Origin of the sequence: Bradyrhizobium sp. ORS 375, from assembly GCF_000239775.1 — a bacterium.
Classification (GTDB): domain Bacteria; phylum Pseudomonadota; class Alphaproteobacteria; order Rhizobiales; family Xanthobacteraceae; genus Bradyrhizobium.
This window is the reverse complement of sequence record NZ_CAFI01000310.1, coordinates 1-25,751: the sequence shown is the minus strand read 5'-3', so window position 1 is coordinate 25,751 and position 25,751 is coordinate 1. Positions and strand designations below refer to the sequence as shown.

Sequence of the window (25,751 nt, the reverse complement as noted above, 5' to 3'; positions counted from 1 at the left end):
GCCCGCCGCGAATGGTGGTCGCTGCACGTCAAAGCGTGGCGCCGAAGCGCCTCGGGATCCGCAAATACTGCCAACAACACCGTCTGACCGAGAACACATTCCGGCGTTGGCTCGAGCGGCTGGCCGGCGAAGAAGCTGCGCTCAAGCTCCAGAAACAACAGACGGAAGCGCGCCGCGAGCGCGTCCGGGAGGACCGGCAACAGGCTCTCCGAAAGCAGAAGCAGCGCAGATTCACGGTCACCTCGGATGTACGCAATCGGGCGTCTTAAGCGTTCTGGGCGATGCATGTCGAGGCGCTGAACTGGAGCGGAATGGGTCTCCGTGCCGATGCTGTCGCAATGCAGCTCTCGCCGCACTCGCTGCGCAAATGGCGCGACCGGCTGGAAGCTGGCGAGATCACGATCGACTGGCGCGCCCATCTTCATCCCTCCGCCCGCCCAGCCGTTATCACTGTCGTAAGCAGCGCTCCTAAGAAGCCCGACTGCGAAACGAGCTTGACAGATGAGCTACGTGACGGTCGCGCGAGCCGGCGCCGGTTCAAGGACGAGGAGAAGCTCGCGATCGTGCGTCGGTCCGACGTTCCGGATGCGTCCGCTGCCGAGCTCTGTCGGCGCCACGGCATCGTCACCGGCATGCTGTTCCGCTGGCGCGTCTAGTTCGGCTTCGGCAAGCGATTGAAAGCGACCTTTGCAGCGGTGACGCTCATCGAAGGGTCATCCGAACAGCTCGTCTTGAACGGTCTCTTGCAACCATCACACGGCATGGTCACCATTGAGCTGTCCGATGGACGCCGCGTTCAAGCGCTTCACGCAGGCGGTTCGCGTCCTTGATCAGTTCGCCGGCATACTTTGAGTTCCCGTATGCGGCCTTGGCCGCGAACTGGGGATCGTAGCTCTCGCACCAGGACTTGCGAGCGGCGAGATCAATCTTGTTGTATTCGACGCGGCGGCGCAGGGTTGAGTTTCTCGACTTTATGGATCGCGTGACCGCATCATTCCCAAACCACCAACTCCACGTCATTCTCGACAACCTCAGTACCCATACGAGGAACGAGGAATGGCTCGCAGCGCATCCCAACGTGAAAATCCATTTCACGCCCACGAGCGCGTCGTGGCTCAACCAGATCGAGGTCTGGTTCTCAATCCTACAGGGGCAGTCCTTGAGCGGCGCTTCGTTCAAAAGTCTCAAGCAACTCAAGCAGCACATCGATGCCTACGTGAAAGCCTACAACGACAGAGCCGAGCCCTTCGTCTGGACAAAGAAAAAGGTCCGCCAGCGCCCCTTCAAAGACCAGCGTATCACTCGGCTATGATTCCGGGTACTAGGAACATAAGCTTGCTAGTGCACTCTCGATTCCGAGGTCCGCACGAAAACCGTGCCGCGATATGATGCGAACCTCGGAACCGCTCAATCGCCGTGCGGCGGTTTCTGGCGAACCTCCGTGTGACGTGGCGCGTGCTGCGCCGCAGATGATGGCTGCGGACAGTAATTGTCTGCGGACGGCACGCACGTCGGCGGGGCCGGCGGACTTGACGCGCGCATCCAGGTCGGGTCGAGCTGGTTGCCGATGATCGTCTCGGTGCTGCCGTTCGGATAGATGGTGTCCGGATCGAAATTGGAGGCGTCGATCTGCGTCGGTCCGGCCACGATATCGTAATATTGCAGGCGGTTGTCGTCGCCGAGTCGCTCGATCCGCAGCCGCGCGCCATAGATGTCGAGCGGCCCCTGCGTACCGGCTGGAACCAAATTGAACACAATATAGCCGAGCGCGGTGTTGAAGGCATCGACGCTGTCGTTGTCGACTACCCATTGGCCCGCCTGGCCCTGGGTGATGGTGGTCCGCTGCAGCGTGACCCCAAGTTTGGTACGGAACAAGGCGGAAACGTTGGGAATGGCGGGGCGCGCGTAAACCGTGCGTGTGGGCGCGGAATCATGTTCCAGGTCGTAGCCTTCCCACAAATCGTAGGTCGCGGCGCCGTCGTCGATCTGCCAGACGTCGGGGCGCTTGGCCGCGGAGAGCTGCGCGGCCGCCGACAGGGTGACGCCGTTCGCCTGCATGTCTTGTGCGAGCGGCTTTGCAACCGCGCCGCTCTGGAAATACTGGACGTCGGCAAGCGGCAGCGTAAAGGGCGCGATGCCGGGATCGCTCGGGATCACCGCGTACGCAGCGGTGTCGTCGCTGTCGTAGCCGGGGATGATCAAGAGCGTCTTGCCTGCATCGGCGATCTGCCACGCGCTCTGCCAATCGACGATGTTGACCTGGGCGTTGGCCGAGATGGTGATGGGCGGGCTCGCGGCGGCGAGCGCTGTCGCAAGTCCCTGGGCCGCGGGTCCGGACTGCTGCAGATAAGTCTCGCAGCTCACGTCTACCTCGGCGAGCGAGAGCGCCCCATTGAGTTCAGCCTGGTATGTCGCAAGCAGCGGGTCGCCGGCGTTCACTCCGCCGAGCCACACCCCGTACGAATCGGCGGGATCCCCCGCCATCGGCATGCATACGGCCGCATCCTGCAGGCTGGCACCGTAGAGTTTGGCTCCCTTGAAATTGGCACTCTGCAGGTTCGCCCCCTTGAGCGAGACCCCTCGCCTCGCCTGGCCCTGCAGCAGGAGCGCGCCCTCGAAATCGGTGTTGGTCAGGACCGCGGCGTCGAAGACGGCGTCGTAGAGCGCCGCCTGCTTCAGACTCGCCCCGCCGAGGTTGGCGCCCGAAAAGTCCGCCGCTTCGAGGATCGCATTATCAAGCACCGTCCCGGCGCCGTAGAGGTGAATGCCCGATGCTCTCACGGCGTAGAGATTGGCCGATGTCAGGTCGGCGCCCGGCATGTAGGCATCGCCGAGCTCGGCATGAGTGGCACTGTTGTTGAAAACACTTAGAGCGTTCTGCCCGGCGGGATTGAGCAGCCGCACCGTGTAGACGGTCTTCTGGCCGTCCGTTACGGTCCAGAAGCTCGGCGGCTTCGTTGCCGAAACCGTTTCGACGGTGACCGATCCCACCTGCACCCCGTTACGGATCAGGACCTGCGCGACCGCAGCGACCTTGTTATTATTCAGGCCGTCGATCAGTTGATTATAGTCGGCACTCCCGTCGGCGAGCGTGAACAGAAGCCCCTGACTGCCGAGCTGCGCGCCAGCCAGTTTCACTCCTTTCATCACTGTGCTGGTGAACTTCGTCCCGTGCAGCCGGGCCTGGACGAACGACGCACCATCAAGGTGCGCGCCGTGCAGGTTCAACCCGTCGAGAACGGCGTCATCGAATACGGCACTCTCGAGCGTCGCGCCGCTGAGATCATTCTTCAAGCCCGTCAGCTTGGCACCGGTGGCCTGCAGCGGCGCCGATGCGATCGACAGCGTTTGGGGCAGCTCGACGATCTCGGCCTGGGTGAGATCGAACCATCGCCAGTCCCGTCCGATCACATCGAACCGGACAGTCGCTCCCGTGAAGACCATCGGAGCGGTCTGATCATGGGAGAATTTCGGCGGACGGTCGAACGTCGCCACCGTGAGGTCGCATGCGGTGAAGTCGACCGCGGCAAGGGTGGCACCGCGAAAATCAGTGCCACGCAGGCTCGCGCCGGTGAAATCGGCGCCGGTGAGGTCAAGATCGGTAAACCGCACGTTGTCGAGGACCGTCCGCGTTCCATTGGCCGCGCTGTTGAACTTGGCGCCGCGCAGGGATGCCTTCCGGTCGTCGCCGCTGAACACGGTTCGTGTCAGCGTCAGCCCGGAAAACACGCAGCCGTCGAGCTTGGCTCCCGAAAGATCGATCTGCGTCAGGTCGACGCTGGTGAAATCCGTGCCCGACAGATCGGTGCCGCGGAACTTGCATCTTGCGAGCGTTGCATGTGCCAGGTTGGCGCCGGGGATCAACAGGCCCGACAGATCCTCGCCGTTGAAGTCGACGAAGCTGAAGTCGGCGTTACGGACGCTGCCCTGCTTGCGGATCGTCGCCAGCGCCGGAGTCACGACGTTCGCCGTATAGCCGGCCAGTTTGCCGCTCTCATCTGAGTAGCCAAACGCTGGCTGTCCGCCTGTATCGTACAGTGTGCCCCAGGCAAAATTGGCGAAACCGGGGTTGCCGTTGGCGTCGCAGACGATGCTGCCGATCATGCCGTTCGAGAACAGGTATTGGTAGGCGCCGTCGAACTCGGCTGCCAGGCCTTCAAGCCGGTAGCCCGGGGCGCGGATTCCTCCGGTGAAGGTCGTCCGGCTGGGCAGGAGGAATTGCAGGTTTGCCTGTACCTGCAGCACGGCGATGCATGGCAAGGTGCCGGCCGCGCTCACTCCGTAGACCAGCAGCAGATCGTCGTCCGCGAGCGACGTGCCGAACGGCTGCGAGAAATGCACCGGGTGGCCGCCCCAGTCCATGATCCGCCATTTGCCCACAAACCGCTTCAGATTGCTCGGCGATGCCATGATCGATCCCCGACGTTGCAGAAGCAGCCGATGCCGGCGGGCCGCTCAACCAACCTTTTGAGTCGTGATCAGCAAGCCGGTGCTGCCTTCAGGAGCACCGGGTCCGTTGTAGCCAAGGACCGCACCGTTCCACATCGAATTGATGTTGGCCACGACCCAGCGGTCATTGTTCAGGATCAGTGACTTGGTATCGTCGCGATAGACAATGCTCCCGATACTTCCCTGATCGAACATCCATTGATACGCCTGATCCAGGTCAAAAGCGATCGCCTGAAGAAAGGGGTAGCCGTTCACGAGGGCGTATAGAATCAGATAAATCCTGTTGTAAGCCAACTGCAGAATGACGAGACAGGGCTGGCCGGGCACATGGTTAAACCCCCAGGCCACGACCGTCTTGGTGTCCTGATCCTCGACCTTTCCGTAGGGCCGGTAGAAATCGAACGTGCTCGAGTTGATGCTCAACATGTTATGATAACGGCCGAGGTTCTTGGCGTTGAGTTGCGTCGACATCATGCGGCTCCGGTTCGAATTGGGGTTCAGGCAACAGCCGGATCCGGCTCGCAATCCGCCATTTGCCCACGGACCGCTGCTGATCGCTCGGCGATGCCATGATCGATGCCCGACGTTGCAGAAGCAGCCGATGCCGACGGGCCGCTCAGCCAACCTTTTGCGTCGTGAATTGGAAGCCGGACTCGTCCGGCGCCCCAGTCCCGTTGTAGCCGATGATCGGCGGATCGAGATAGGAGTTCCAGTTCACGAAGACCCAGCGCGCATTGTCGAGGATCAACGACTTGGAATCGTCGCGATAGACGATGCTGCCGAGACTTCCCTGGGTGAACATCCATTGATAGGCTTGGTCGAAATCGTATGCAACCGCCTGAAGAATGGGATAAGCCGTCTGGACGTTGCCTTTCATGAGGGCGTATGGGATCAGATAGAAGCCGTTATAGACCAGTTGCAGGACGACGAGGCAGGGTTGTCCCGGCACATAGTTCACGCCCCAGGCTGCGACCGTCTTCGTGTCCTGATTTTGGATTTTTCCGTAAGGCCGGCAGAAATCGAACGTGTTGCCGTTGTTCGATGCGATCTGGTAGCGGCCGAGGTTCGTCGGGGTGAGTTGCGTCGCCATGGCGCGGCTCCGTTCGGAAATGTGGTTCAGACCATCCGCCGCCTTGCCGGCGCATCCGGCGGCTGCGGCACCCATTGACTGATCGTTGGTTCGCTGCGGCCGTGCATTCCGGTGACCTCCTCGAAATTCAGCGCGTAGACGCGTCCCCAACTGTCGACCGCGATCCGGCCCGCGGCGACGCCTTCCGTGCGGGTCACCATCCCGCCGTCACGTGCATAGATGTCGAGCGTGTAGTCGGCCGCGGTCGCCCCGCCGTTGCGGCACGAGAGAACATAGATCGATCCGGCGGCCGATGCGGCAACGTCGAGGTAGGTGACGCCGCCGTCGGACGGCAGCGACAGCACCGGTGACGCATTGGCGAAATAGGGAACCGGATTGCCGTAAACGTCAAAGGCCTGGAGACGCGCGTTGCCGTTCTCGAGAACGAGGACGACGCCGTCCGGCATGACGGCGAGCGCGACCGGCTGCGCCAGCAGTCCTGCGTCCTTGCCTTCACCCGCAGCCAGCGTCGGCGCCGGCGCGCGGCCATCCTCGACCGACGCTGGGGACAGGCGCAGGATCTCAAGCTTTCCGCTCCCGGTATCGACGGCCAGGACATATCCCGCAGGCTGCACCACGACTTTGGCAAGGTTGGGCTCGATCAAGCCGCCCCAGCTGAGCCTCTGGCCGAGTGCGAAGCCCGGCTGAGCATCGAACGCCACGCTGCGCAGACGATATCCGTTTGGGGTGACCTCCAGATAAAAATTCCAACCCCTGCCCTCCCGGGCGGCGCCCGCGTCGCCGCCGCGATCATAGGCTAGCAGCGGCTGCTCGATGAAGACGCAGTCGAGTGTCTTCAGGCCAACGCTAGGATCGATGATGCCGATATTCTGGAACAGATACCCGACGCTGACGCCACCGGTGCGCGCCTGACAATCCGGCAGACCCTGGCCGGAGGCTTGCCAGCAATAGCCGACCGTGCGTGCGCTTTCCTGCAGCGTGATGGTGACGAGGCCGCACAGCGCCCGTCGCCCGGCCGCACATGCCGCCTGATCGAGCGAGGCCGCAACCGCGGTCGGCGCTCCAGCCGAGGTCCAGGCATAGCGCCCTGCTGCGGTGTCGTAGATGAGCTTTCGCGCGTGCCGGTAGCGCGTGGCCGCCGTGATTGGAACCCGTCGCTCCTTGACCGCGATTGCTGCCTTGATGACCCGGTTCGGCAAACCGGCGCGCGGATCGAGGATTGCGGTCGCCTCGGCGCACGGCCAACCGTTCGCTGCACGAACGACCGCATCGACGCGGATCTGGCCTTCGGCGCGTAGCCCGCGGAACGTCATGTCCACGGTCGCGGCCCGCGAGTCCGAGGTCAGCTGAGCTTTTTGTGTGTAGAGGAAGCCCGCGCCGTCCCGTACGGCCATTTCGAACTGCGCGGCCGCATCTGGCCATTCGCCATGCTCGGGATCGGGCGAGACCTCGACCTCGAGGTCCACGACCATCGCGGGCGAGAGCGTCAGGCCGAAGCTCGCCGGGCTCGTGAGCAGCGCCGAGTTGGCTTGCGGCAACGCCTGCGGGGCGAGCAAGGCACGCAGCGTCGTCCACGACCAGTTGAGAAACGGCGCCGCATCGGCGACGGCTCCGGCGTGGACGGTGGCGTCGAGGCCGACGCGCAGATCTGAAAGCTCGGGACCGAGCAGCATTGCGTCGATGCGGGAGGCAAGCCCGTCAAGCAGCGAGGGGGAATCGACGATGCTGGAATCGGCCGCAATCGAGGCCGCGCAGACCATGATCTCGGCCGCGAGTTTGCTGTTCTGCAACAAGCCCTTGAACCATCCGTCGTGCGCATGGCCGCCGCCGGCCTGGATCAGGACCGCCGGAACCGCATGGTCGAGCACCGCCGTCAGCACGGCCCCGAGCACGCTCGCTTCGGGCTCGAACGCTGCGGCACCGAGGCCCGCGAACGACAGCGTGATGGCATCGGCGCCCTGCGGCAGCGCGACCGGCATCGCCTGCGGATCGGCCGCCACGGGAATCGCAGCGACCGGAACCGACGGCGCGAGCACGCCGAGGAACCGTGCCGCGCCGCCTTCAAGCGCAGCGGCACCGGCCGGCAACCGCGTCTGCCAGTCAGCCGGCGCAACCGGCGCCCCGGCCTGCAGAAATGTTGCATAGACCGCAAGGTGCCGCGGAACGGCATTGGTCATGGCCAACGTGAAGGCCGGGGTGTCGGCCTCGTACGTAACCTCGGAAAAAGCCACCCCGAAGCGCGGCGCGAGGTTGGTCAGGCTCCAGGTCCCGCCCGCGCGGCCCGCCACGGCGGGCCCCGGCGCAATCCCTTCCTGCACCGTCCAGCACGTGCCCTGCAGCGCCGGGTCCTGCCGAACCGAGCGCAGCGCCGCCGCCAGGACCGGGATCATCGCCGCAAGCGTCGCGTCCGAGAGACGTAACCGCGCGATCGCGTTGCCGTGCGGATCGCTCGCCGGCGCGCCGCCTGAGAGCAGGATCGGCTCCAGGCGTGCCCAGCCTGCATCGGCTGCCGGCGGGCCCTGCTCAGAGAGCGACTGGACGAATGTGTCGAACCCTTCGGCCTCGCGAATGTGGCGCGTCACCGCAGCCTGACCGGCCCCGTCGACCAGCTGCAGGTCGGGGAAATGCCTGATGATCGACAGCGCCGCGGCGATCGGCGGCAAACCATGCAGTGCAGAAACGCGATCGCTCATCGCTTGCCATCCCTGCCGCCGGGAATGTTTGTTCAGCCTTTCGGGGTCGACGGGATCCAGACCGTCACGCCAGGCTCCGTGCGCGCCCCCGGCCCCAGAACAGTGTCGTAGTCGAGGGTGAACAGGGAGCGCCATTGATCGACCGCGAGCTTCGCCGCGTTCATCCCGGTCTGCGGTGTCGCGAGCAGCGCCGTTCCATCCGGATTGTAGATGTCGAGCTGATACACGGTCGAGCCGCTCGCGGGCGCGACCGAAGCGAGCACATAGATATAACCTTTGGTCTCGGTCGCCACGTCCTGGTAGGTCACATTGCCCGTCTGTTTGCGCAGACTCATCGTTGCAACGAGCTGCTGCACGTGCAGCGTGGTCGCGCTCGACGCCGCCTGTTTGACGTCGAAGGTCATGGCGTTCACCGCGTCGGCGACCATCCATTCGCTGCCGGGCGCCTTGACCGTGATGATCAGGCTTGCGCTGCGGTACACAAAAAGATGGCGGGCGCCCTGATGGTCGGTGGTCAGCCGCACGTCGTAGGTGGCATTGTGGCTTGTATCGGTGATGAACCACAGCGCACCCGGCTGCGTCACGGCGACGCTGATCTTCCCGGTGTCGGCTGGCAGCGGACAGTTCGCGGCGGCGAACGCCTTGCTCAGACTTGCGTCAACGGTCTTGTTGTCGAGCGCCGAGGCCGAGTCTGCATCCCCGCTGAACAGCGGTGCCAGCGCCGGGGTGACGTTGCGCTGGAACGCCGCCGCGAGATCGGCTCCGGGCGAGCGGGAATCGAGCTCCGGCGCGAATGTCGCCGGCAGCGTGAAGCTGAGCGATCCGTTGAAGCAGGGCACCGGATTGGCTTTCAGATCGAAGGCCTGAATGCGCTGGTTGCCCTGCTCCAGCACCAGGATGCGCCCGTCGGCGGCGATCGTCATCGCCACCGGCTGGTACATCAGGCCCTCGCGGCTGCCCTGCCCTGAGAGCGGCAGCGCAATCGGCGCCTGATGCTCGGGCAAGGCATTCTCCGGAAGATGCAGGACGTGGAGCTTGTGGTTGGCAAAGTCGATCCCGACCACGGATCCGTGGGGATGCACCGCAACCGCATTCAGATTGGCTTGGCTGAACGCACCCCAGCTCTTTCCCGTGGTGTAGTCGAAAGTCGTGCGGCCGGTTTGGAACGTGACGCCGCGCAGATGGTAGAAGCCGTCGGTCGTCACCGCGCGCGGGTCGAGCCAGAAGTTGTCGACCTCGGGCGCCGGGTAACTGTAGACGTTGATCACCTGCTGCCATTGGTCGGAGACGAGCGCTTCGACCACTCTCAGCACATAGACCGGATCCTGTTTCGGCACCCCGAGCAGCCACTCGCTGCCTTTCGCGACCACTGTGACCTGAGCGCCGGCCGGCAGGCCTTCGCCGAGCTGTTTGGCGAGATCGGACGGCACGGCGCCGCCGTGATCGAGCTCGGCCTGAGCGGGGCTGAGCGGCAGTTGCAGCAGTGCCGCCAGGCCGAACTGGTTGTAGGCGAGATAGGGTTGCTGAGAAAAGCCGCGGCCCGGCTCGATGATCTCGTCCTCCGGCTGGCCGAGCGTGGAGATGCTCTGAAACGCGTACATCTGGCCGTTGCTGGGCGTCGTCGCGTCGTCGAGCGCCAGGTTCTGACCGGAAGCCTGCCAGACATAGCCAAGCTGATATTCCTTGTCGTTGAGCGTCATGCCGACACGTCGGCACATGTTGTGATTGTCGCCGTCGGTGCCGCAATTCTCGATCACCGTTGGAAGCTTCGGGGCCGACTGCGCGGTCTGCCACACATGCTTGCGGCTGCCCGCGTCGTAGGCGAGGCGCTGATTGGGGCTGTAGGTGGTGGTCGCCGTGAGCGGCACCAGGTTCTCCTTGATGGAGCCCGACACGGCGAGCTGGTCGTCGGAATCGGGCGTCGCATTGATCGCGCCGCTGCTCCAGCGTCCCGCCAGCCAGTTGGTCTCCGAATAGATGTCAGCGGTGACGTTGAACTTGCCGCCGGCCGGAATCCCTTCGAACGTGACGCTGATCGGCGCGGTGCGGTCCTGCGGCAGATCGCCGGTCACCGTGTAGGTCGTGCCGCCCTCCTGGCCGGGAGGCGCCGGATAGGTGACGCAGATCTGATAGGTGTCGCCGACGCGCGGCCAGATCGGCTTCTGCGTCGCCGTGCCGTGCGCCGGGTCCGGCGACACGGTGACCGTGAGGTCCATCGTATGCAGGATTTCGAGCCGATACGTCGCCGGGGACGCCAGGCACTCGATCGTCGTGGCCGCCATGGCGGCGAGCGTCGACGCGACCGAGGCGATGCGCACGACCCAGCCGGCGAACGGCGCTTCCTCCAGCGCCTCCTCGGCCGTGATCAGCGTGAAGGTCTCGCCGACGATTTCGACCATGGGGTCGAAGAACGCCTTCTCGATGCCGAGCTTGACCAGATTGCCGAACAGAATCCCCGCCACCTTGTTGGCGAGGAATGCCAGGATCGTCGGGCCGACGCTGGAGCCTTTTGCTGTCTCGACCGCGCCGACGACTCCGGCAATGATGCCGATGCCGATGGACACGCCGTAGACCGCGATGGTCTGGGTCCGGCTCAAGGTTTTGAGCACGGGATCGAGCTTGGCGCTGAACAGCAGGCCGAATGCCTGCAGCCCGTAGGCGATCACCCCCGTGCCGACGACGCCCAGCACGTCGACGCTCGAGTCCCAGTCGCGGAAGCCGCCCGCCGCGCCGAATCCGCCAATCAGCACCTCGGCCTTGGTGGCCGCCTGCGGCCATTTGAATTCCAGCGTGGTGGTGTCACCAACGAAGATCGGAATGCCGAATATCTGATTGCCCGCGCCGAGCCAGGTCAGATAGTTTTTGGTCGGATCGGGTTCGAACGACCCGGTCAGTTCGGTCGAGAGCCCAAATGGATCATTCCAGCCTGAGATGCTGCTGCGGGGGATGGCGGTGCCGTCGCTCTGCACGAACTTCACGTAAGCGCCGAGATAGCGGTTCGGCCAGTTCTGCACCGGGAAGGAGATCGTGTTGCTTCCCGCATCGTAGGTCAGCTGATCCGGGTAGACGCCGAGCCCGTAGCTCGACGTCTGGTTCTTGATGGTCCAGCCCTTGGTCGCGGCGCGCAGCGCCCGAGCAGCTCGGGGAGCCGGCGCCGGATCGACCTTGGTGCGACTCTTCTGCGTCGTCCCGTGCTGCTTGGTCCAGAGCTGCCCATTGAGCGCAAGATCGTTCTTGGTGTCGATCAGCACCTGGCTGACGACCGGTGCCGCCGCGCCGAGCACGCCGCCGTCGGACGCAGTCGACCGATCGGTGAGCTGATATTGCGGAATGACCGGCTGGCCGTTCTGCTGCGGCCAGTTGACCTGGACCACGTTGCCCTTGGAGTCCTTCGGCGTTTGATTGGCCGGAATCGGGAATTCCTTGCCGGTCTTCGGATCGAGGCCGGTGGCGACCGTGTGCTGATACCAGCTGTTCGTGGTTTCCGGCCCGTTGTTGCTGATATAGTCCACCAGGTCGTCGAACGCCTGGCCGCGGATGTGTTTGTCCAGCACGTATGCCGCCACGGCCGGATTGACCGAGGCGATCTCGGGATGATGAAATACGATCGACTCGGCGGTCTTGTGCGGAGGCAGGATCCGTCCAGCGTCGGCGCGGATCGCCGCCTCATCCTCGCCGGCGGCCGCGTGCGGTGCCACGCCGTAGTGCCGCAGCACGTTGTTGTGGGGCAGCGTCAGTCCTCGGCCGCGCATGTCGCGGAACGCGCGGCGCCGATGCTCGGTCGGAATGTGAATGAAAATGAGCGCGATCTCGGGAAGCAGCGCGCCCGGCTTGCGCGAGGGATAGACGACCGAGCGCCGCGACACGCGATCGGCAGACATCTCGGCGTCCTCGACGAAGTGCGTGATGCGGTGCAGTTGAGCGCCAGGGATGAGCGCGAGCGCCTTGTTCTTGCGCCGGTGCTCGTCGAGCTTGCCCGGCGCGTCGGCGTAGGGGGTCAGGCGAAAGGTCCGACCGCCGCCCGCCCTCAGGGTGAACTCGACATCTTTGGGGCAATGGCCCAGATCGAAATGCAACGTGACGCGCTCGGTCTCCGCCATGGTCGCTCCCCATTTGTAGGAATGTCGACGTTTCGCGGCGATGGGCGCCGTGAGCTCGCAGCGGGCATCGGCAAGAATTTTGGCTATCAACCTAAGATAGAATTCGTCCGATGTCAACGTCGGCTCCCGGGCCGCTCGACCGCCCGCGGACCGCAATTGTCATACGACTGCCACATGACTGTTTCGCCACGCGACGGGCATCGCGGCCCATGTCTGATCGAGCGGGACTGGTTATCTGATCGCACGCGCAAGCCGGACGGTCGCGCCGGGGCGATGTGATCATTGGCGCCGAGGTGCGCTTCTTACGCGCCCCCGCGAACGGTGCCGCACGTTGTTGGTCGAGGCGAACCTGCCCGAGCGGCTCAAAAGCCGTTACCTGTACATCGGGGAGGAGGACGGCTTTGAGGAGCAAGCAGCGATGCTCTGTCCGTGCGGCTGCTGGCGTGTGCTACATACACATGATCCAGCTCCCCGACGATCGACCGTTCTGGAAACTCACAAGACATGAAGACGGCACGCCGCGCCTTCATCGCTCGGTTTGGCGCAAGAAGGATTGGGGCTCGTACTTCTGGTTGCGCGACGGACGTGTCATCTGGTGCCGGGGCGTATGTCATCGTCGAGCGCCATGAAATTCATGTGCCCATTCTGTGCCTAGGAGAAATTGGCAACGCGCGGGAACGCACGGCAAGAAGTTATGTAAGTCCTTGGGAAGGCGGAGGAACGCGCGGCTGGGAGTAAATGAAAAAGACCGCCAGAGGCGGGCTTTTTCCTTACACTTCAGAGTGATTGGTTGCGGGAGTAGTATTTGAATCTACGACCTTCAGGTTGAGCCTGACGTTCGATTTGGAGGAGCAGTGGAGCCGACGATATCCCTTCGTGACGGATCGATTGGATAGCCGCACCAGTTTCGCACCAGAAAGGACGTGAACGAAACGATGCGGAACGCCTTGAAATCATATGAAAACGCAGGAAAATCAACAAAGCTAATCGATATCCTGCCGCTCATAACGGTCTGGTTGCAGGTTCGAGTCCTGCCGGGCCCACCAGAGATTTCAACGGCTTCCTTGCTCCGATTTTTGTCGCTTCTGCCTCGCCGCACCGGCAACGTCCACTTTTCGTTCGTGTGGAAGCCGCACGGCTCAGCATCGCTGGCTCACCCCAGCTGTTCATAAGCTCGATCAGTCGGCACAGGATAGCGATTCCCTCGATCTCCCGAGGGACGAGCGTTTCGTGGGCGGCGTTAGATTGTCAAACTGTAGATGCCGGCCGCGATATATCGTCAAGGGCAAAGCAGGAGGAGACAGCGTTTCAGTCAGGTGCTTTGGATCTTGCGCGCGAAGTGATGTCCAGCCGCACAGCCGTCTTCATGGTGAGACCACGCCCAACATTCGGCCGGAAATGGACCCCGATGCAGTGCCCCCAGCCATCGTGATGGTTACGTTCCCGTCGGCCACCTCGACGGCAATCGGGATGAAGACAGTCGTGGACCACTTCGGAGCTCGCTTGCCCTGGCGTGGACCCAGCGTGTACTCGCCGCCCGCCTCATAAGACAGGGTCACACTGCCGACGCCCTGGTAGTAGGCCTGCGGCGGCGTTATCTCCGGAGTGGGCTCGCCCATGAGTTCGAGCTGAAACGTGACCGTACCGTCGTCGCTGCCCCAGCTGTCGTACGCGATGAACTCCGAGCCCCCGTTCGAAAGGCGAGTGGTTGACGTCGCGCTCACGATCGCCGACAGCCCGCCATGCCAGCCGCCTGCCGGTGTCACCCCGGCCGTATCGGCCGCCAGGTGCTTCACCCAGAGATCGAACGTTGCGTTCACGACCCCGGTGGCCGATGCTGGCGTCCGCTCTGACGCCGCTCCCGGACTCATCGCCGCAAGCGTGACTAAAGGCTCGCTCGGGCCCTGGCCGGGTTGCTGCGGCACGGGCTGCGTCGCGGCCTGGGCGTCGCCCGGCCCAGCATCCGGGTCGATGTTTTGCGCCTCGAAGGTTGGCGGGGCAGAGTATCGGAGATGGGCAACCTCCGCGCACTCGATGTGCCACGTCGTTGTCGCCCGGCTCGGTTCAGTCTCGCCGGGGTCCTCGGTCGGCGGTAACCCGGCGAGTTCGTCGGCGACCTTCTTGATCCGATCGAGGTCGCCGGCGTACCTTTCCACCAGATCGTTCACCTGCTGTTGATAATCGGTCTGCTGGTCCTCGAGATCGCTGCCCTCCTCAGGTGAGGGCGGAGGAGCGAACATTCTGTCGGCGGCCGACGCCTGGAAATCCAGGGTCAGCTTCGCCAACTCGTCCATGAACGCGCCAGCCTCCTCGCAGCCTTCAGGCACGGGCTTGTGCGCTTTGCGGAACGCACCGGCCAACGCCGTCCCGGAGGCGAAGCCCATCTTCCGCGAATTCTCGATCACCGTCTTGTAGGCACTGGCCGCGGCCTCCTGGAGCGTGCCGATCTTCTCGTAGTTCGCCCGGCTTTGATCAAGAGCCCGCTGCGCGGCCTCGTCCAACGTGCCGATCTGGTCGTAACTACGCTGCACCTCGGCGGCCGCCTTGGAGGCCGCTTCCTGTAGCGTGCCAATGGACGCCATGCAGTCCTGGATCTGTTTGAGCGCTTTCTGGGTGACTTCGTCGAAGCTCGGCCCCGCAGGCATCATAGTCGGAGAGGCCTTGGCGAATGACTCGCTCAGCAATGCCATCAGCCCCATATTCTCTTCGTACTTGCGGCCGATCTTTTCCCGCTGCTCGTCCGAAAATTTGGGCATCACCAATCCCCGCCGGTGCCCGCTCCGCGCAACGCAGGTCCGCTCGTACGATCATGTGCTAATGTCTTACCGACGCCCGTTCGATCCGAGCGCAAGGCACCCCTACCGGCGTCTTGGTTATGTCGCCATGATTTGGATCAACGGCGTCCGCCAGCAAGCCCTCTTACACTTAAATCCGTCGGCGGAGGGTCGAATGCGATACGCAAAAGAATTCCCCCCGTCCGCCGAACGCTACCATGCTCAGCAGCGAGAACTACATATCGCAGATCGCACAAATCGGAAGCGATATCCGGCACGACCAATTGCTCCGCAGAATATCACACCCACCGCTAATTTGCCGGAGACCTTTTGCGTCTTGAGATCAGACAGGGCTTGTGAAAGCTCCCTAGGCTGGAACTATAGACACCAACAGAAGCGTTTGCTTCCAAAAGCCGACATGCGATGGCTGCCGTCCCGGCCCGCTGCTGAGCGTCCTGGTCCTGATGGCCGGGCTGACCCGAGCGGGATCGTCAGCCTTGCTCGTTGGGCGCTGCCTTCGGATCCAGCCGGCGCCGCCTCGCCCCTGGGCGTGGACGCCGGACGGGCCGCTTGCGAAACTCCAATCCGCACATCGCGATGTCGATGCTCTCGGTCGGCTGCCGCAGGCGGCGGTCGTGAAACCCGAGCCACTTCTCGACCTGACGCACCAGGATGCGATCCAGACCAAGATCCCGCAGCAGTTCGTCCCGCGTGTGCAACGCCGCGATATCGACGACGTAGTCGCGCTGCTTCGTCACGGTCCGGCCGACCAGCCGCGCATAATCACTCGACATCAACAAAGTCACGACCCGCTCAGGCAAATGCGGCTTGGCCATTTCCATCCCTGCCCCCCGCCGTGCCTGCTTGCGCTCGGGAATGCCCGGCCCGCAACATGCACAATCACGACGATCACTGATGCCAGGCAGCGTGGTGCTCCATCCGCGTCACGCGCCGTCGGAAAGCTGCACGCCGGTTCATTCCCGGCCGGCGGCCGCCTCTACGAGTATGCGCGCAGCCATGTCCTGCTCCGGGCCGCGCTGCCGTCCCGTGCCGGACAGCAGTGACGCCGTGATCTCGTGGGCGCGCATCGGCAACACCGACAACAGCGTATCGCTGAGACCATGTGAGATTTCCGAGCAGCCCTGCAGATGGACCTGCGGACGAAATCCAGGACTGGTCTGCAGACGATAGTCGCGCTCGAGCGCGCTGGTCTCGATGTAGCGGCTGATCGGATCGAGAAAGGCCGGGATCGGCGATCGTTCGTAGCCGGTGGCCAGCACCACCGCATCATAGGTCGCGCGGTGCCGCACGTCCTCGTCCTTGTTCAAGATTTCGAGCGAAACTCCTTCCGGCCCGGCTTCGGTCCCCACGACCTCGCTGCGTGGATGCAGCGCAAGCCGCTGTGCTCCAGCGATTCGTTGCTGATAGGCCATGCGGTAGAGCTGGTCGAGCAGCTCCGGATCGACCACGGCATAATTGGTGTTGCGGAAGCTGCGGATGATCGCACGGCGCTGGCTCTCCTCGCGCGAATGAAAGTAGTCGGTGTAGTCGGGATTGAAGATCTCGTTCACGAAGGGGCTGCTGTCCGAGGGCTTGAGCGCGTGTCCGCGGAACACGAGGTCGATGCGCACGTCCGGATGCCGCTCGCCCAGATCGAGCGTGACCTCGGCTGCACTCTGGCCGCCGCCGATGATCGCGACGCGAAGCGCGCGGCCGTGCATCGCGCCCACGACCGGCGAGTCGAGATAGCCGCTGGTGTGCACCACCCTCCGATCTCTTGCGATCGGCTGGAATACGGCCGGGACGTGCGGCACGCCGCCGACCGCCACCACCAGATTGCGCGCGCTGCGCGAGGTCTCCGTGCCCTCCTCCGTCCGCGTCACCACACGCAGCGCAGTGACGGACTGGCCGGCCCCGACCGGCTCGACCGCGACGACCGTCTCGCCATACTCGACCATGGCGCTGAATTGGCCCGCCACCCAGCGCAGATAGTCGTTGAACTCGATACGGCTGGGATAGAACGTCTTGCAGTTGGTGAAATCCAGCAGCCGTCCCGACTTGTGCAGGTAGTTGACGAAGGTGAACGGACTGGTCGGATCGCGCAGCGACACCAGATCCTTGAGGAAGGATATCTGCATGTTGCTGCCGGGAAGCAGCATGCCGCCGTGCCATTTGAAGCTGGGCTGCCGCTCCACGAACAGCGATCGGCACGTCAGACGCCGTTGTCTGGCGCAGTCGTCGAGCGCGATCGCAAGCGCCAGATTCGATGGCCCGAAACCGACGCCGACGACATCATAGTCGGTGGTGGATTGATACGACATGGGTGATGCTCCGTCAGCGTTGAGACTCGATGGTGGCGTCCGTTGCCGTCGGCTGCCACAGCCGGTCGGCAAAGAACCGTTCACGAAGCAACATGACCAGGGTTGCTCGCTTGTGCGGGAAGTCGAAATTCTTGATCCGGGCGAAGCCGGCGCGATCGAGATTGCGCAACTGCTGGAGGTGAGCCGCTGCAGGCTCGCCGACGATGCGCATCGTGCGATTATCGTCGAGAAACATGTAGTGCATGAGCGACGGCAACCACGCGGTGATGAACCCACGTCCACGGAACGCGTCCTCACCGACGATCACGTGCCAGCCCCGGTCATAGTCGGCCACGTCGTAGAACGGCGCGATGCGGTTCTCCTTGGCCCAATACAGCTCGAAATAGCCGAACGGCTGCTCGCCGAAGCAGCCTATCAGCGGCAGCATGTGCGGGTCCGCCTCCAGGCTAGAGAGATACCGCCGATGCTTGTCGAGGTCGCCTGCTTCGTTCCAGAACGCATCCACGCGCGGATCGTTGAGCCAACGATGAACCAGCGCGAGATCCCGCTCGATGTCGACGGCCCGGAAGCTGACGACATCGGACAGCCACGGGATGAAGCGGGAATAGACCCGGCCGACCGGCTTGGGCGGCCGCCGTGGATGCCGCTTGCCGCCACTGATGGCATAGGACAGCGGAAACGCGGGCCGCGCGGCCTCCACCAGCCAAGCCTCCCGTCGTTGCATCAGCATCTCTGGAAGGATCATCGGCGCGCCATCGACGATCACCACGACGCCATCGCGAGCCAACGACGATGCCGCTGCAGAGTATTCACCGAGCTCGAGGGTGAGGCTATCAAGCGATGGATGCCAGCCGAACAGCGCTTCGGCCGCGGCGGACACTGCCCTCACCCTGCACCGGGCATCTCCGACCTCGTCCGACAGGGCGAGCGTGCCTCGATCCGCATCGAACCGCGCCGATAGGAGCAGCTCACCGTCGGCGATCACGCGAACGACTCCATTGTCCCGGATGACCGACATCTCGGCACCGGCTCCAGCCCGGAAGGCCTGACCTGTTGCATCGAAGCCCGCGCTCGCCTTCATGCTGTCCTCACTCTGTTGCTCTGCATGACCTGGTCATCGCCCGCTTCCGTCCGGGAGGACGACCTGTCCTTGCCTCGAGGACAAGACGGCTGTCCCGCCTGCAATCTGAATTCGTTCCGCGGGCTCACGCCCGCGACGGCTGGTGTGACGCAACGTCGTGTTGCCGGCGTGATTTCGACGAACGCCTCGCCCGTGCGATCTCAGCGGTTTGGACCGGCCCATCCTCGTGGATCCGTCCATCGCGCAGACGAACGATGCGGTCCGCGCAATGAAAGTAGCGATCGTCATGCGAGATCACGATGATCGTCTTGCCCAGTCGCTTCAGGTCAGCGAGCAACTCGGTATAGAAGACATGACGAAAGGCAGGATCCTGATCGGCGGCCCACTCGTCGAACACGAGCACCGGGCGGCCCTCGATCCAGGCGTTGATGAGAGCGAGGCGCTTGCGTTGGCCCGTCGAAAGGTCCGTCGTCGAGAACGCACCGTTCTCGATCGAGACCTTATGAGCCAGTTCGAGCCGATCGAGATAGCGACGTGCAAGCTCCGGCGTCTCGACACCATCCTGCAGCAGCGAGTCGAACAGGAAGTAGTCGGAGAACACGGTGGTGAAGAGCTGACGATAATCGTCTCGGGTCTCGCTCAGGACTGGCGTGCCGTCACGCAGCAGGACTCCATCGTCAGGGACATAGAGTCCCAGCAGCAGCTTGATCAGGGTCGTCTTGCCGCTGCCGTTCTCGCCGACGATGAAGACGATCTCGCCCCGCGAGATGCGCAGATCGATCGGCCCCAGCACGAAAGATTTGTCTCCGGACGCCGCCTGGAACGCATAGGAGACGCCACGCAATTCAATCGAGTCGATCCGCTCGCCAAGACGCTGTGACGGTTCGTCAAGCAGATCGCGCTCGGCGGTCGCGAAGTGTTCCGACAGTTCGGCAATGCGCCGCATTGCCACCTGCGCGCGTCCGAGCGACGGCAGCATGCCGATCAGCTGATCGATCGGTCCACGCATGAACAGCAGCACCAGAACGAAGCCGCTAGAGACGGATGGCGGGCTGTCCGGCCAGAGCAGCGGTCGCAGCAAGAGCGCGGTTCCGATCACGAGGAACAGCAGCACCGTTCCGAGCGCGCGAGCGGTGACCAGGAGATTGATGGCGCTAATCTGAACGTCGCTGATCCGTTCGACGGTGCGCTGGATCAGATCGACATGCACATGGTGCCGACGGGGCCGATGCAACCGCAGCTCCTTCGCGCCCTCCGCGATCGTGCGGTAGTGCTTCTGCAGATCGTCCTCATACTGACGCGCGAGGTTGAAGCCGGACATGCCGCGCTGCCGCGCCCGGACATGCGCGAGCGATCCGAGCGCGATCAGCGCCGCCGTGACCAGAAACAGCGGCCACGACAGCACGGCGAGATAGACCAGGCAGCCGGCGACGATGACGCCGGAGACCAGAAACGCCGGGAAAAAGAATGCGAAGTCGCTGATCGCGTCGACGTCCTTTGTCAGGACGGGAATCAGCCGGTGAGCCCGGTAGGATTCCAGCTGATCGATCGGCGCCATCAGGATCTTGGCCGCCAATGACTTGCGCAGAGAGGCGACGATGCGCTGCCCGACGACGTTGGCGCTGATGTCAGATCCCACCGATCCGATCACGATCAGAGCGCAGAGCCCGGCAAACGTGGCGACCAGGCTGCCGATATCGCCCGAGCCCGCGTAAAGGCCCTTGTTCACCACGGCGAGCAGGCTGGCGACGCTGCCGCCGCCGACAAGGCCGAGCAGGAGCCCGCAGAGCACCAGCTTCCAGTATGGCCGCAGCAGGCTGCCGGCATGCGCAATCCCGGGATCGGATGCGGTCGTCATCAGCGGCCAACTCCCGATTGCTGGGTGAAGATTTCGGCGAGCCGGGCGCCGATTTCGGCGCGTGCCCGCAGTGCATCCGGCACGACATTGCCCATCCGCAGAAACTCGTGGATCATGCCGGGATAGATCCTCTGATCGACGGCCACCCCGGCCGCGCGCAACCGCGCGGCGTAGTCCCGGCCTTCCGAGATCAGGGGATCGAACTCGGGGAGAAGCAGCATCGCGGGTGCAACACCTGCGAGATCGGGGGCAGTCAGCGGCGCAAACCGCCAGTCCTGCCGGTCGGCATCGTCACGCAGATAGTGGTTGAAGAACCACTCCACGGTCTCGCGCTCAAGCAGAAAGCCGGAGCCGAATGTGGTGTAGGAATCCGACGTCTGTTGCGGACTGAGGCCCGGATAGGCGAGCACCTGGAGCAGAGGCTGTGGCAAGGTCCGATCGTCGCGTGCCGCAATGGCCAGCGCGGCCGCCAGCGTACCGCCGGCACTGTCGCCCCCGACGGCGACCCGCTGCCGGTCCAGACCGTTGGCAGGTCCCTCGCGTCCGATCCAGGCGAGCGCATCGACGCAGTCCTCGAAAGCAATCGGAAACCGATGCTCCGGCGCGAGCCGATACCCGATCGACAGCACGGCCGCGCCGCTGTCGACCGCGAGCCCCCGGCAGAGCGGCTGATGGGAATCGAGACTGCCGACGACGAAGCCGCCACCATGCATGTAAAGCAGCACCGGCAGCGGCTCGGCGCAGTTCAGTGGTCGATCGGCATAGAGCCGCGCCGCCATTTCTACTCCGTCGCGCATCGGGAGGCGCAGCTGCTTCTCGTGGGCGAGCGGCGATGGATCGACGTCCAGCAACGGCGATGAGGCGTCGAAATCGGCGCGCGCCTGTTCCGGCGTGAGTTGTGGAAACGGAATGCGCGCACCGGTCTCTGTTCCGAGCTGAATCATCTCCAGCAGCGCTGCAATGTCGGGATGAAGGCTCATGACCACCTCACTCTGCCAATTCGGATTGATGCGCTTGCACCGCCTGCGCCGCGCCGCTCGGCTGCAGCCACGACCAGATCGACGAGAGGAACGCCTGACTGCTCAGGATCGAGAAATGGTCGGCATCGATGACACCGAGATCCACCGCGGTCGTCAGTCGCGCCTCCAGCAGGTCGCGCTGCTTGAGCCGCCCGGCCGTCCACCAACAAGCGGGGTCGGCACCGAGATCGGCAGGCCAGTCGGCCTCGTAAGCAAGCCGCTCGAGGTGCCTCCCGACCTTGAACGCACCGACAATGTCATCCGGGCCGAGCAGCCCGTCCCGCGCCTGCAACGGGGTCGTTGCGATCGCAGTCGCGATCAGCCGCCTGATCGCCTCGTCGGTGTCCGGATCGCCCGCCTCTCGGATCGCCGCCGCGTGAGACCTGATCGTCGACAGTTGAGCACCGGGCATTGCTACGGAGAGCAGCCCGAGCACATCGTCGGTCCAATGCCTCTCGGCGCGCGTTTCGACGCGGCGCGCTCGGTCGGGCACGAAGCTGTCGATCAGTCCGAGGCTCGCGACCTCCTGGCCCCGGCGCCCCAGTTCGGCGGCGACGAGCGCTGCGATCAGGCCGCCGAGCGACCAGCCGATCAGATGGTAGGGCCCGTTGTTCTGGGCACCAACGATCTCGTCAGCATAGTTGGCGGCCATGACCGACAGCGATGAGTCGGCAAAGGAGGGCTCGATGAAGCTGCGACATTGCAGCCCCAGCAATTGACGCCGTCCCTCCATGCACCGCGCCAACTGCGCATAGTCGAACACGGTGCCGAAGCCGCCATGGAAACAGAAGACAGGCGCGATCCCCGGCACGGCCGTATTCAAGGGCAGCAGAGCCGAAGGCCGCGCCGACTGGCTGTCGGGCTTGCCGAGCAAGGCGCGAATGGTCGGCTTCTGCAGGAGGTCGCGCAGCGTGATGTCGCTGCCGATGATCGGCTCGCGCCGAAGCCCTGCGATCACCTTCAGACTCAGAATCGAGTTGCCGCCAAGCTCGAAGAAATTGTCGGTGACGCCCACCTGCGGGATGGCGAGGACGTTCGACCACAACCTTGCCATCGCGATCTCAGCCGGGGTTTCCGGCGCGATGAACGCGCGTGCCGCCGCGATGTCCGGTGCCGGCAAGGCCTTGCGATCGATTTTCCCGCTCGACAGCGTCGGCAGACGATCGAGCACGATGATCCGCGCGGGCACCATGTAGGCCGGCAGGCTGCGGCGCAACGACGCCGCCAGGCTCACCGACAGTCGTTCGGCCAAAGAGCCAACGGCATCGCGCGCGTCCTTCGGCGCCACGTAGCCGATGAGCTGGTTGCCTCCGACGCCAGGTACGGCAAGCACGGCCGCCTGCGTGACCGCCTGCTCCGACAGCAGGGCCGACTGGATCTCTCCCAGCTCGATTCGGAATCCGCTGACCTTGACCTGGTCATCACCGCGTCCGAGATACTCGATCACGCCGTCCTCGTCCCAACGCGCCAGATCACCGGTGCGATACAGGCGAGCGCCGGGATCGGGGGAGAATGGATCCGGCACGAAACGCTCGGCGGTGAGGCCGGGCTTGGCGTGATAGCCGCGCGCGAGTCCGAGACCCCCAATATGGAGCTCGCCTGCCGCCCCGGCCGGAACAATGTTGAGCTGGCTGTCGAGGATGTAGGCTGTCCGGTTGCCGACGGGAACGCCGATCGGCGCATAGGCCTTGTCGCAGTCGGCCTTGCCATCGACTTTCCACACCAGCGGCGTCACCACTGTCTCCGTCGGTCCATATCCATTGATCAGGATCTGCGGCTTCAGCGTCCGCTTCACCTTGTCGAACCCCGCTTTCGGCATGGCCTCGCCGCCGAACGAATACAGCCGCACCGGCGGCGGATGGCCGGTCTGCTCGACCCAATCCGCAACCTGCTGCAGATAGGCCGGAGGCAAACCGAGATGTGTGACGCCGTGCGCACGCGCCGCCTCGACGGTCTGTTCAGGGGTCCACAGCTCCGCGTCGCGCATGACCAACCGCGCCCCAGCCGACAGCACCGTGAGCCAGCGCTCATGCGCGCCATCGAAGGCGAGCGACAGGAAGTGCAGCTCGCAGGATTGCGCATCGATCTCGTAGAGCGAAGCGGTTGCGCGGCAGTGCATGGCCAGCGGCCCATGAGCGACCGCGACGCCCTTTGGACGTCCGGTCGAGCCGGACGTGTAGATCACATAAGCGAGATTTTCCGGATGCAAGCGCGGCTGCAGCGGATGATCCGGTCCGGATTCGAAGTCGAAGCCGGCAAGATCGATGCAAGCAACGTCATCCGGCGCGGGGATGCTGCCGTCCGCGCCGCATAGGACGAACGCAGCGCCGCTGTCGTGCAGCAGGTAGGCGATCCGCTCGGATGGAAGCCCGGGATCGAGCGGCACATAGGCTCCTCCCGCCTTCAACACGGCAAGCAACGCCAGCATCGTCGCTTCCGTGCGCTCGACCACGACGCCGACGCGCTGGTCCGGCGCAAGGCCAAGCGCGATCAGATGACGCGCCAGCCGGTTGGCCCGGCGGTCGAGCGCACCGTAGGACAGGTCCTTGCCACCGATGGTCAGCGCAACGCGCTCGGGCTCAAGCCGCGCCTGTCGGCTGATCGCCTCATGCACGAGCGGCCCCGATGCCGCGGGCACGGCCTGCCCATTGCAGACCTGCGCGCGCGCCAGGTCCTGGATGGTCGCCGGCTCGATCGCCCCGAGCAACGCAGCCGGTTCCTGAGTCAAGGCAGTCAGAAGGTGCTCGAATTGCGCTCGGATCTGCTCCGCCTGCACAGGCGTGAAGCGGCTCGGCATGTACGTGAATTCGACCTGAATCGTGTCTTCGACCATCACCGACAGGTCCATCGGGTAGTTGGTGACGTCGACCGTGCGCAGGCCCGCAAAGCGGAGCGAGCCGTCGCCGACCAGCCCGCGATCGATCGGGTAATTTTCGAAGACTATGATGCTGTCGAACATGGCCTCGCCGGCGCGGCCCGCCCAGCTCTGGATGTCGTAGAGCGGAGTCTGCTCATAGTCGCGCATCGCGGCGTTGCGTGCCTGGATCGAGCGCAGCCAGTCGCCGATGGTGCTGGCCGCCGGCGGCGTCTCGATCATCGGCAGCGTGTTGATGAAGAGGCCGATCATCTGCTCTGCGCCATCGAGGCTCGCAGGACGGCCGGCCACGGTGACGCCGAAGGTGACGGTCTGCTGGCCGGTGTAACGCTGCAGCAGCAGCGCCCAGACGCCCTGGATCAGGGTGTTCAGGGTGACGCGCTCGCGACGTGCGAACGCCTTCATGGCCACCGTCGCGCCCTCGTCGAACCGGGCGTAGCAGCGAAGATGCCCATGCGCATCATTGCGGCGCGCGCCGAACGCGTCGGCCAATTGCGTCGGCTGATCGAATGCGGCCAGTTGCGCCCGCCAGAAGCGCTCGGCACTTCCGGCATCCTGGACCATGAGCCAGGCGATATAGTCACGGTAGTGCGACGGACCGCGTGCGAGCCGTCGTCCGGCGTAGCTGTCCAGGACTTCACCGAGGAAGCGCGCCGAACTCCAGCCGTCCATCAGGATGTGGTGGTAGGTCCAGATCAGGCGGTGACAATCATTATCCACCCGCAGCAGACGGACGCGTTGCAGAGGTGGTCGGGCCAGATCGAACTCCGCATCACGCTCACCGGCCAGAGCCGCCGAGAGCATGGCCTCGTCGACGACCTGCTCGCGCCAGTCTTCGGTCTCGAACGGCACGATCGCCTGGCGGTAAACGGCCTGCAGCGGCGAACCCGACAGCTCGCGCCAGAGAAAGCCGGTTCGCAGCATCGGGTGCCGGGCAGCGACCTGTTGCCACGCCGAGCTGAGGCGCTCGACATCGAGACCGCGAATCTCGACGCTGATCTGGTTGACGTAGATGCCGCTACCCGTATCGCGCAGGCTGTGAAACAGCATGCCCTGCTGCATCGGCGACAACGGATAAATGTCCTCGATGCAGTCCCAGTCAAGCCCGAGCCGCGCGAGCTCCTCATCGCCGAGACCTGCCAACGCACCGGCGGTCACGGCCGCCGTCCGCTCGCCCGCGTCAGGCGCACGACAGACTGGCGCCAGCAGCTCGATGGTCTGGTGCTGGAACACATCCCTTGGCTCCAGGACCAGACCGGCCCGTCGCGCGCGGCTGACCACTTGCAGCGAGATGATGGAATCACCACCGAGCTCGAAGAAATTATCGGTGACGCCGACCTCGTCCTGGTGCAGCAGATCGGCCCAGATCGCGGCGAGCGTCGCCTCGGCCGGATTGCGCGGCGCGACGCGCACGCGCTCGGCCAGCGCCGCATCCGGTTGCGGCAGCGCCTTGCGGTCGATCTTGCCGTTCGGCGTCAGCGGCAGCTGGGG

Annotated in this window: 15 protein-coding genes and 1 pseudogene; 3 read left to right on the top strand and 13 right to left on the bottom strand. The window is 64.3% G+C overall.

Features of this window, described 5'->3' with window-relative positions; genetic code table 11:
- Positions 1–419 (bottom strand): hypothetical protein (locus tag BRAO375_RS38665; RefSeq protein WP_244423243.1); only part of this gene is annotated, 419 nt, incomplete at its 3' end.
- A gap of 75 nt (positions 420–494) precedes the next feature.
- Between BRAO375_RS38665 and BRAO375_RS38660 the strand changes: the two genes are divergently transcribed.
- On the top strand, positions 495–656 hold the full coding sequence (locus BRAO375_RS38660) for a transposase (RefSeq protein WP_244423242.1): 162 nt from the start codon (positions 495–497) through the stop codon (positions 654–656).
- Between the two features lie 278 nt (positions 657–934).
- Positions 935–1,312 (top strand): annotated as a pseudogene (locus BRAO375_RS22860) (transposase); the annotation flags it as partial.
- Positions 1,313–1,407: 95 nt separating this feature from the next.
- Here BRAO375_RS22860 and BRAO375_RS35745 read toward each other — a convergent pair.
- The 5 genes from BRAO375_RS35745 to BRAO375_RS22835 all read right to left on the bottom strand — a co-directional run bounded on the left by BRAO375_RS35745 (position 1,408) and on the right by BRAO375_RS22835 (position 12,449).
- Positions 1,408–4,410: a pentapeptide repeat-containing protein gene (locus BRAO375_RS35745; RefSeq protein ID WP_009029823.1), complete on the bottom strand. Its 3,003-nt coding sequence runs from the start codon at positions 4,408–4,410 to the stop codon at positions 1,408–1,410.
- 45 nt (positions 4,411–4,455) lie between these two features.
- On the bottom strand, positions 4,456–4,920 hold the full coding sequence (locus BRAO375_RS22850; protein WP_009029822.1) for a hypothetical protein: 465 nt from the start codon (positions 4,918–4,920) through the stop codon (positions 4,456–4,458).
- A 145-nt stretch (positions 4,921–5,065) separates the two neighbouring features.
- On the bottom strand, positions 5,066–5,614 hold the full coding sequence (locus tag BRAO375_RS22845) for a hypothetical protein (protein WP_035641703.1): 549 nt from the start codon (positions 5,612–5,614) through the stop codon (positions 5,066–5,068).
- Positions 5,566–8,232, bottom strand: a complete 2,667-nt coding sequence (locus BRAO375_RS22840) for an NHL repeat-containing protein (protein WP_009029820.1) — start codon at positions 8,230–8,232, stop codon at positions 5,566–5,568. The genes BRAO375_RS22845 and BRAO375_RS22840 overlap by 49 nt, the downstream gene beginning before the upstream one ends.
- A gap of 32 nt (positions 8,233–8,264) precedes the next feature.
- Positions 8,265–12,449 (bottom strand): NHL repeat-containing protein, encoded by a 4,185-nt coding sequence (locus tag BRAO375_RS22835; RefSeq protein WP_139031451.1) that lies wholly within the window; start codon positions 12,447–12,449, stop codon positions 8,265–8,267.
- A 341-nt stretch (positions 12,450–12,790) separates the two neighbouring features.
- Here BRAO375_RS22835 and BRAO375_RS39035 point away from each other — a divergent pair, with 341 nt between their 5' ends.
- On the top strand, positions 12,791–12,961 hold the full coding sequence (locus BRAO375_RS39035; RefSeq protein WP_502688947.1) for a ubiquitination-like system serine protease family protein: 171 nt from the start codon (positions 12,791–12,793) through the stop codon (positions 12,959–12,961).
- Positions 12,962–13,696: 735 nt separating this feature from the next.
- Here the strand turns inward: BRAO375_RS39035 and BRAO375_RS22830 are convergent.
- The 7 genes from BRAO375_RS22830 to BRAO375_RS22800 all read right to left on the bottom strand — a co-directional run.
- On the bottom strand, positions 13,697–15,088 hold the full coding sequence (locus BRAO375_RS22830; protein ID WP_035641701.1) for a hypothetical protein: 1,392 nt from the start codon (positions 15,086–15,088) through the stop codon (positions 13,697–13,699).
- A 509-nt stretch (positions 15,089–15,597) separates the two neighbouring features.
- Entirely contained in the window at positions 15,598–15,912 is a 315-nt protein-coding gene (locus BRAO375_RS22825; RefSeq protein ID WP_035641707.1) for a hypothetical protein, read from the bottom strand.
- A gap of 168 nt (positions 15,913–16,080) precedes the next feature.
- Positions 16,081–17,427: a lysine N(6)-hydroxylase/L-ornithine N(5)-oxygenase family protein gene (locus BRAO375_RS22820; RefSeq protein WP_009029814.1), complete on the bottom strand. Its 1,347-nt coding sequence runs from the start codon at positions 17,425–17,427 to the stop codon at positions 16,081–16,083.
- Between the two features lie 13 nt (positions 17,428–17,440).
- Entirely contained in the window at positions 17,441–18,508 is a 1,068-nt protein-coding gene (locus BRAO375_RS22815; RefSeq protein ID WP_009029813.1) for a GNAT family N-acetyltransferase, read from the bottom strand.
- Positions 18,509–18,632: 124 nt separating this feature from the next.
- Positions 18,633–20,366, bottom strand: a complete 1,734-nt coding sequence (locus tag BRAO375_RS22810) for a cyclic peptide export ABC transporter (RefSeq protein ID WP_009029812.1) — start codon at positions 20,364–20,366, stop codon at positions 18,633–18,635.
- Complete coding sequence (locus BRAO375_RS22805) at positions 20,366–21,346, bottom strand: alpha/beta hydrolase (RefSeq protein WP_009029811.1); 981 nt, start codon at positions 21,344–21,346, stop codon at positions 20,366–20,368. The genes BRAO375_RS22810 and BRAO375_RS22805 overlap by 1 nt, the downstream gene beginning before the upstream one ends.
- A gap of 7 nt (positions 21,347–21,353) precedes the next feature.
- A partial coding sequence (locus tag BRAO375_RS22800; RefSeq protein WP_035641700.1) for a non-ribosomal peptide synthetase occupies positions 21,354–25,751 on the bottom strand: 4,398 nt, incomplete at its 5' end.

Excerpts from the sequence above, each read along its gene's own strand:
- BRAO375_RS35745 (WP_009029823.1), bottom strand. The coding sequence starts at position 4,410 with ATGGCATCGCCGAGCAATCTGAAGCGGTTTGTGGGCAAATGGCGGATC.
- BRAO375_RS22850 (WP_009029822.1), bottom strand. The coding sequence starts at position 4,920 with ATGTCGACGCAACTCAACGCCAAGAACCTCGGCCGTTATCATAACATG.
- BRAO375_RS22845 (WP_035641703.1), bottom strand. The coding sequence starts at position 5,614 with ATGGGTGCCGCAGCCGCCGGATGCGCCGGCAAGGCGGCGGATGGTCTG.
- BRAO375_RS22840 (WP_009029820.1), bottom strand. The coding sequence starts at position 8,232 with ATGAGCGATCGCGTTTCTGCACTGCATGGTTTGCCGCCGATCGCCGCG.
- BRAO375_RS39035 (WP_502688947.1), top strand. The coding sequence starts at position 12,791 with ATGATCCAGCTCCCCGACGATCGACCGTTCTGGAAACTCACAAGACAT.
- BRAO375_RS22830 (WP_035641701.1), bottom strand. The coding sequence starts at position 15,088 with ATGCCCAAATTTTCGGACGAGCAGCGGGAAAAGATCGGCCGCAAGTAC.
- BRAO375_RS22820 (WP_009029814.1), bottom strand. The coding sequence starts at position 17,427 with ATGTCGTATCAATCCACCACCGACTATGATGTCGTCGGCGTCGGTTTC.
- BRAO375_RS22815 (WP_009029813.1), bottom strand. The coding sequence starts at position 18,508 with ATGAAGGCGAGCGCGGGCTTCGATGCAACAGGTCAGGCCTTCCGGGCT.
- BRAO375_RS22810 (WP_009029812.1), bottom strand. The coding sequence starts at position 20,366 with ATGACGACCGCATCCGATCCCGGGATTGCGCATGCCGGCAGCCTGCTG.
- BRAO375_RS22805 (WP_009029811.1), bottom strand. The coding sequence starts at position 21,346 with ATGAGCCTTCATCCCGACATTGCAGCGCTGCTGGAGATGATTCAGCTC.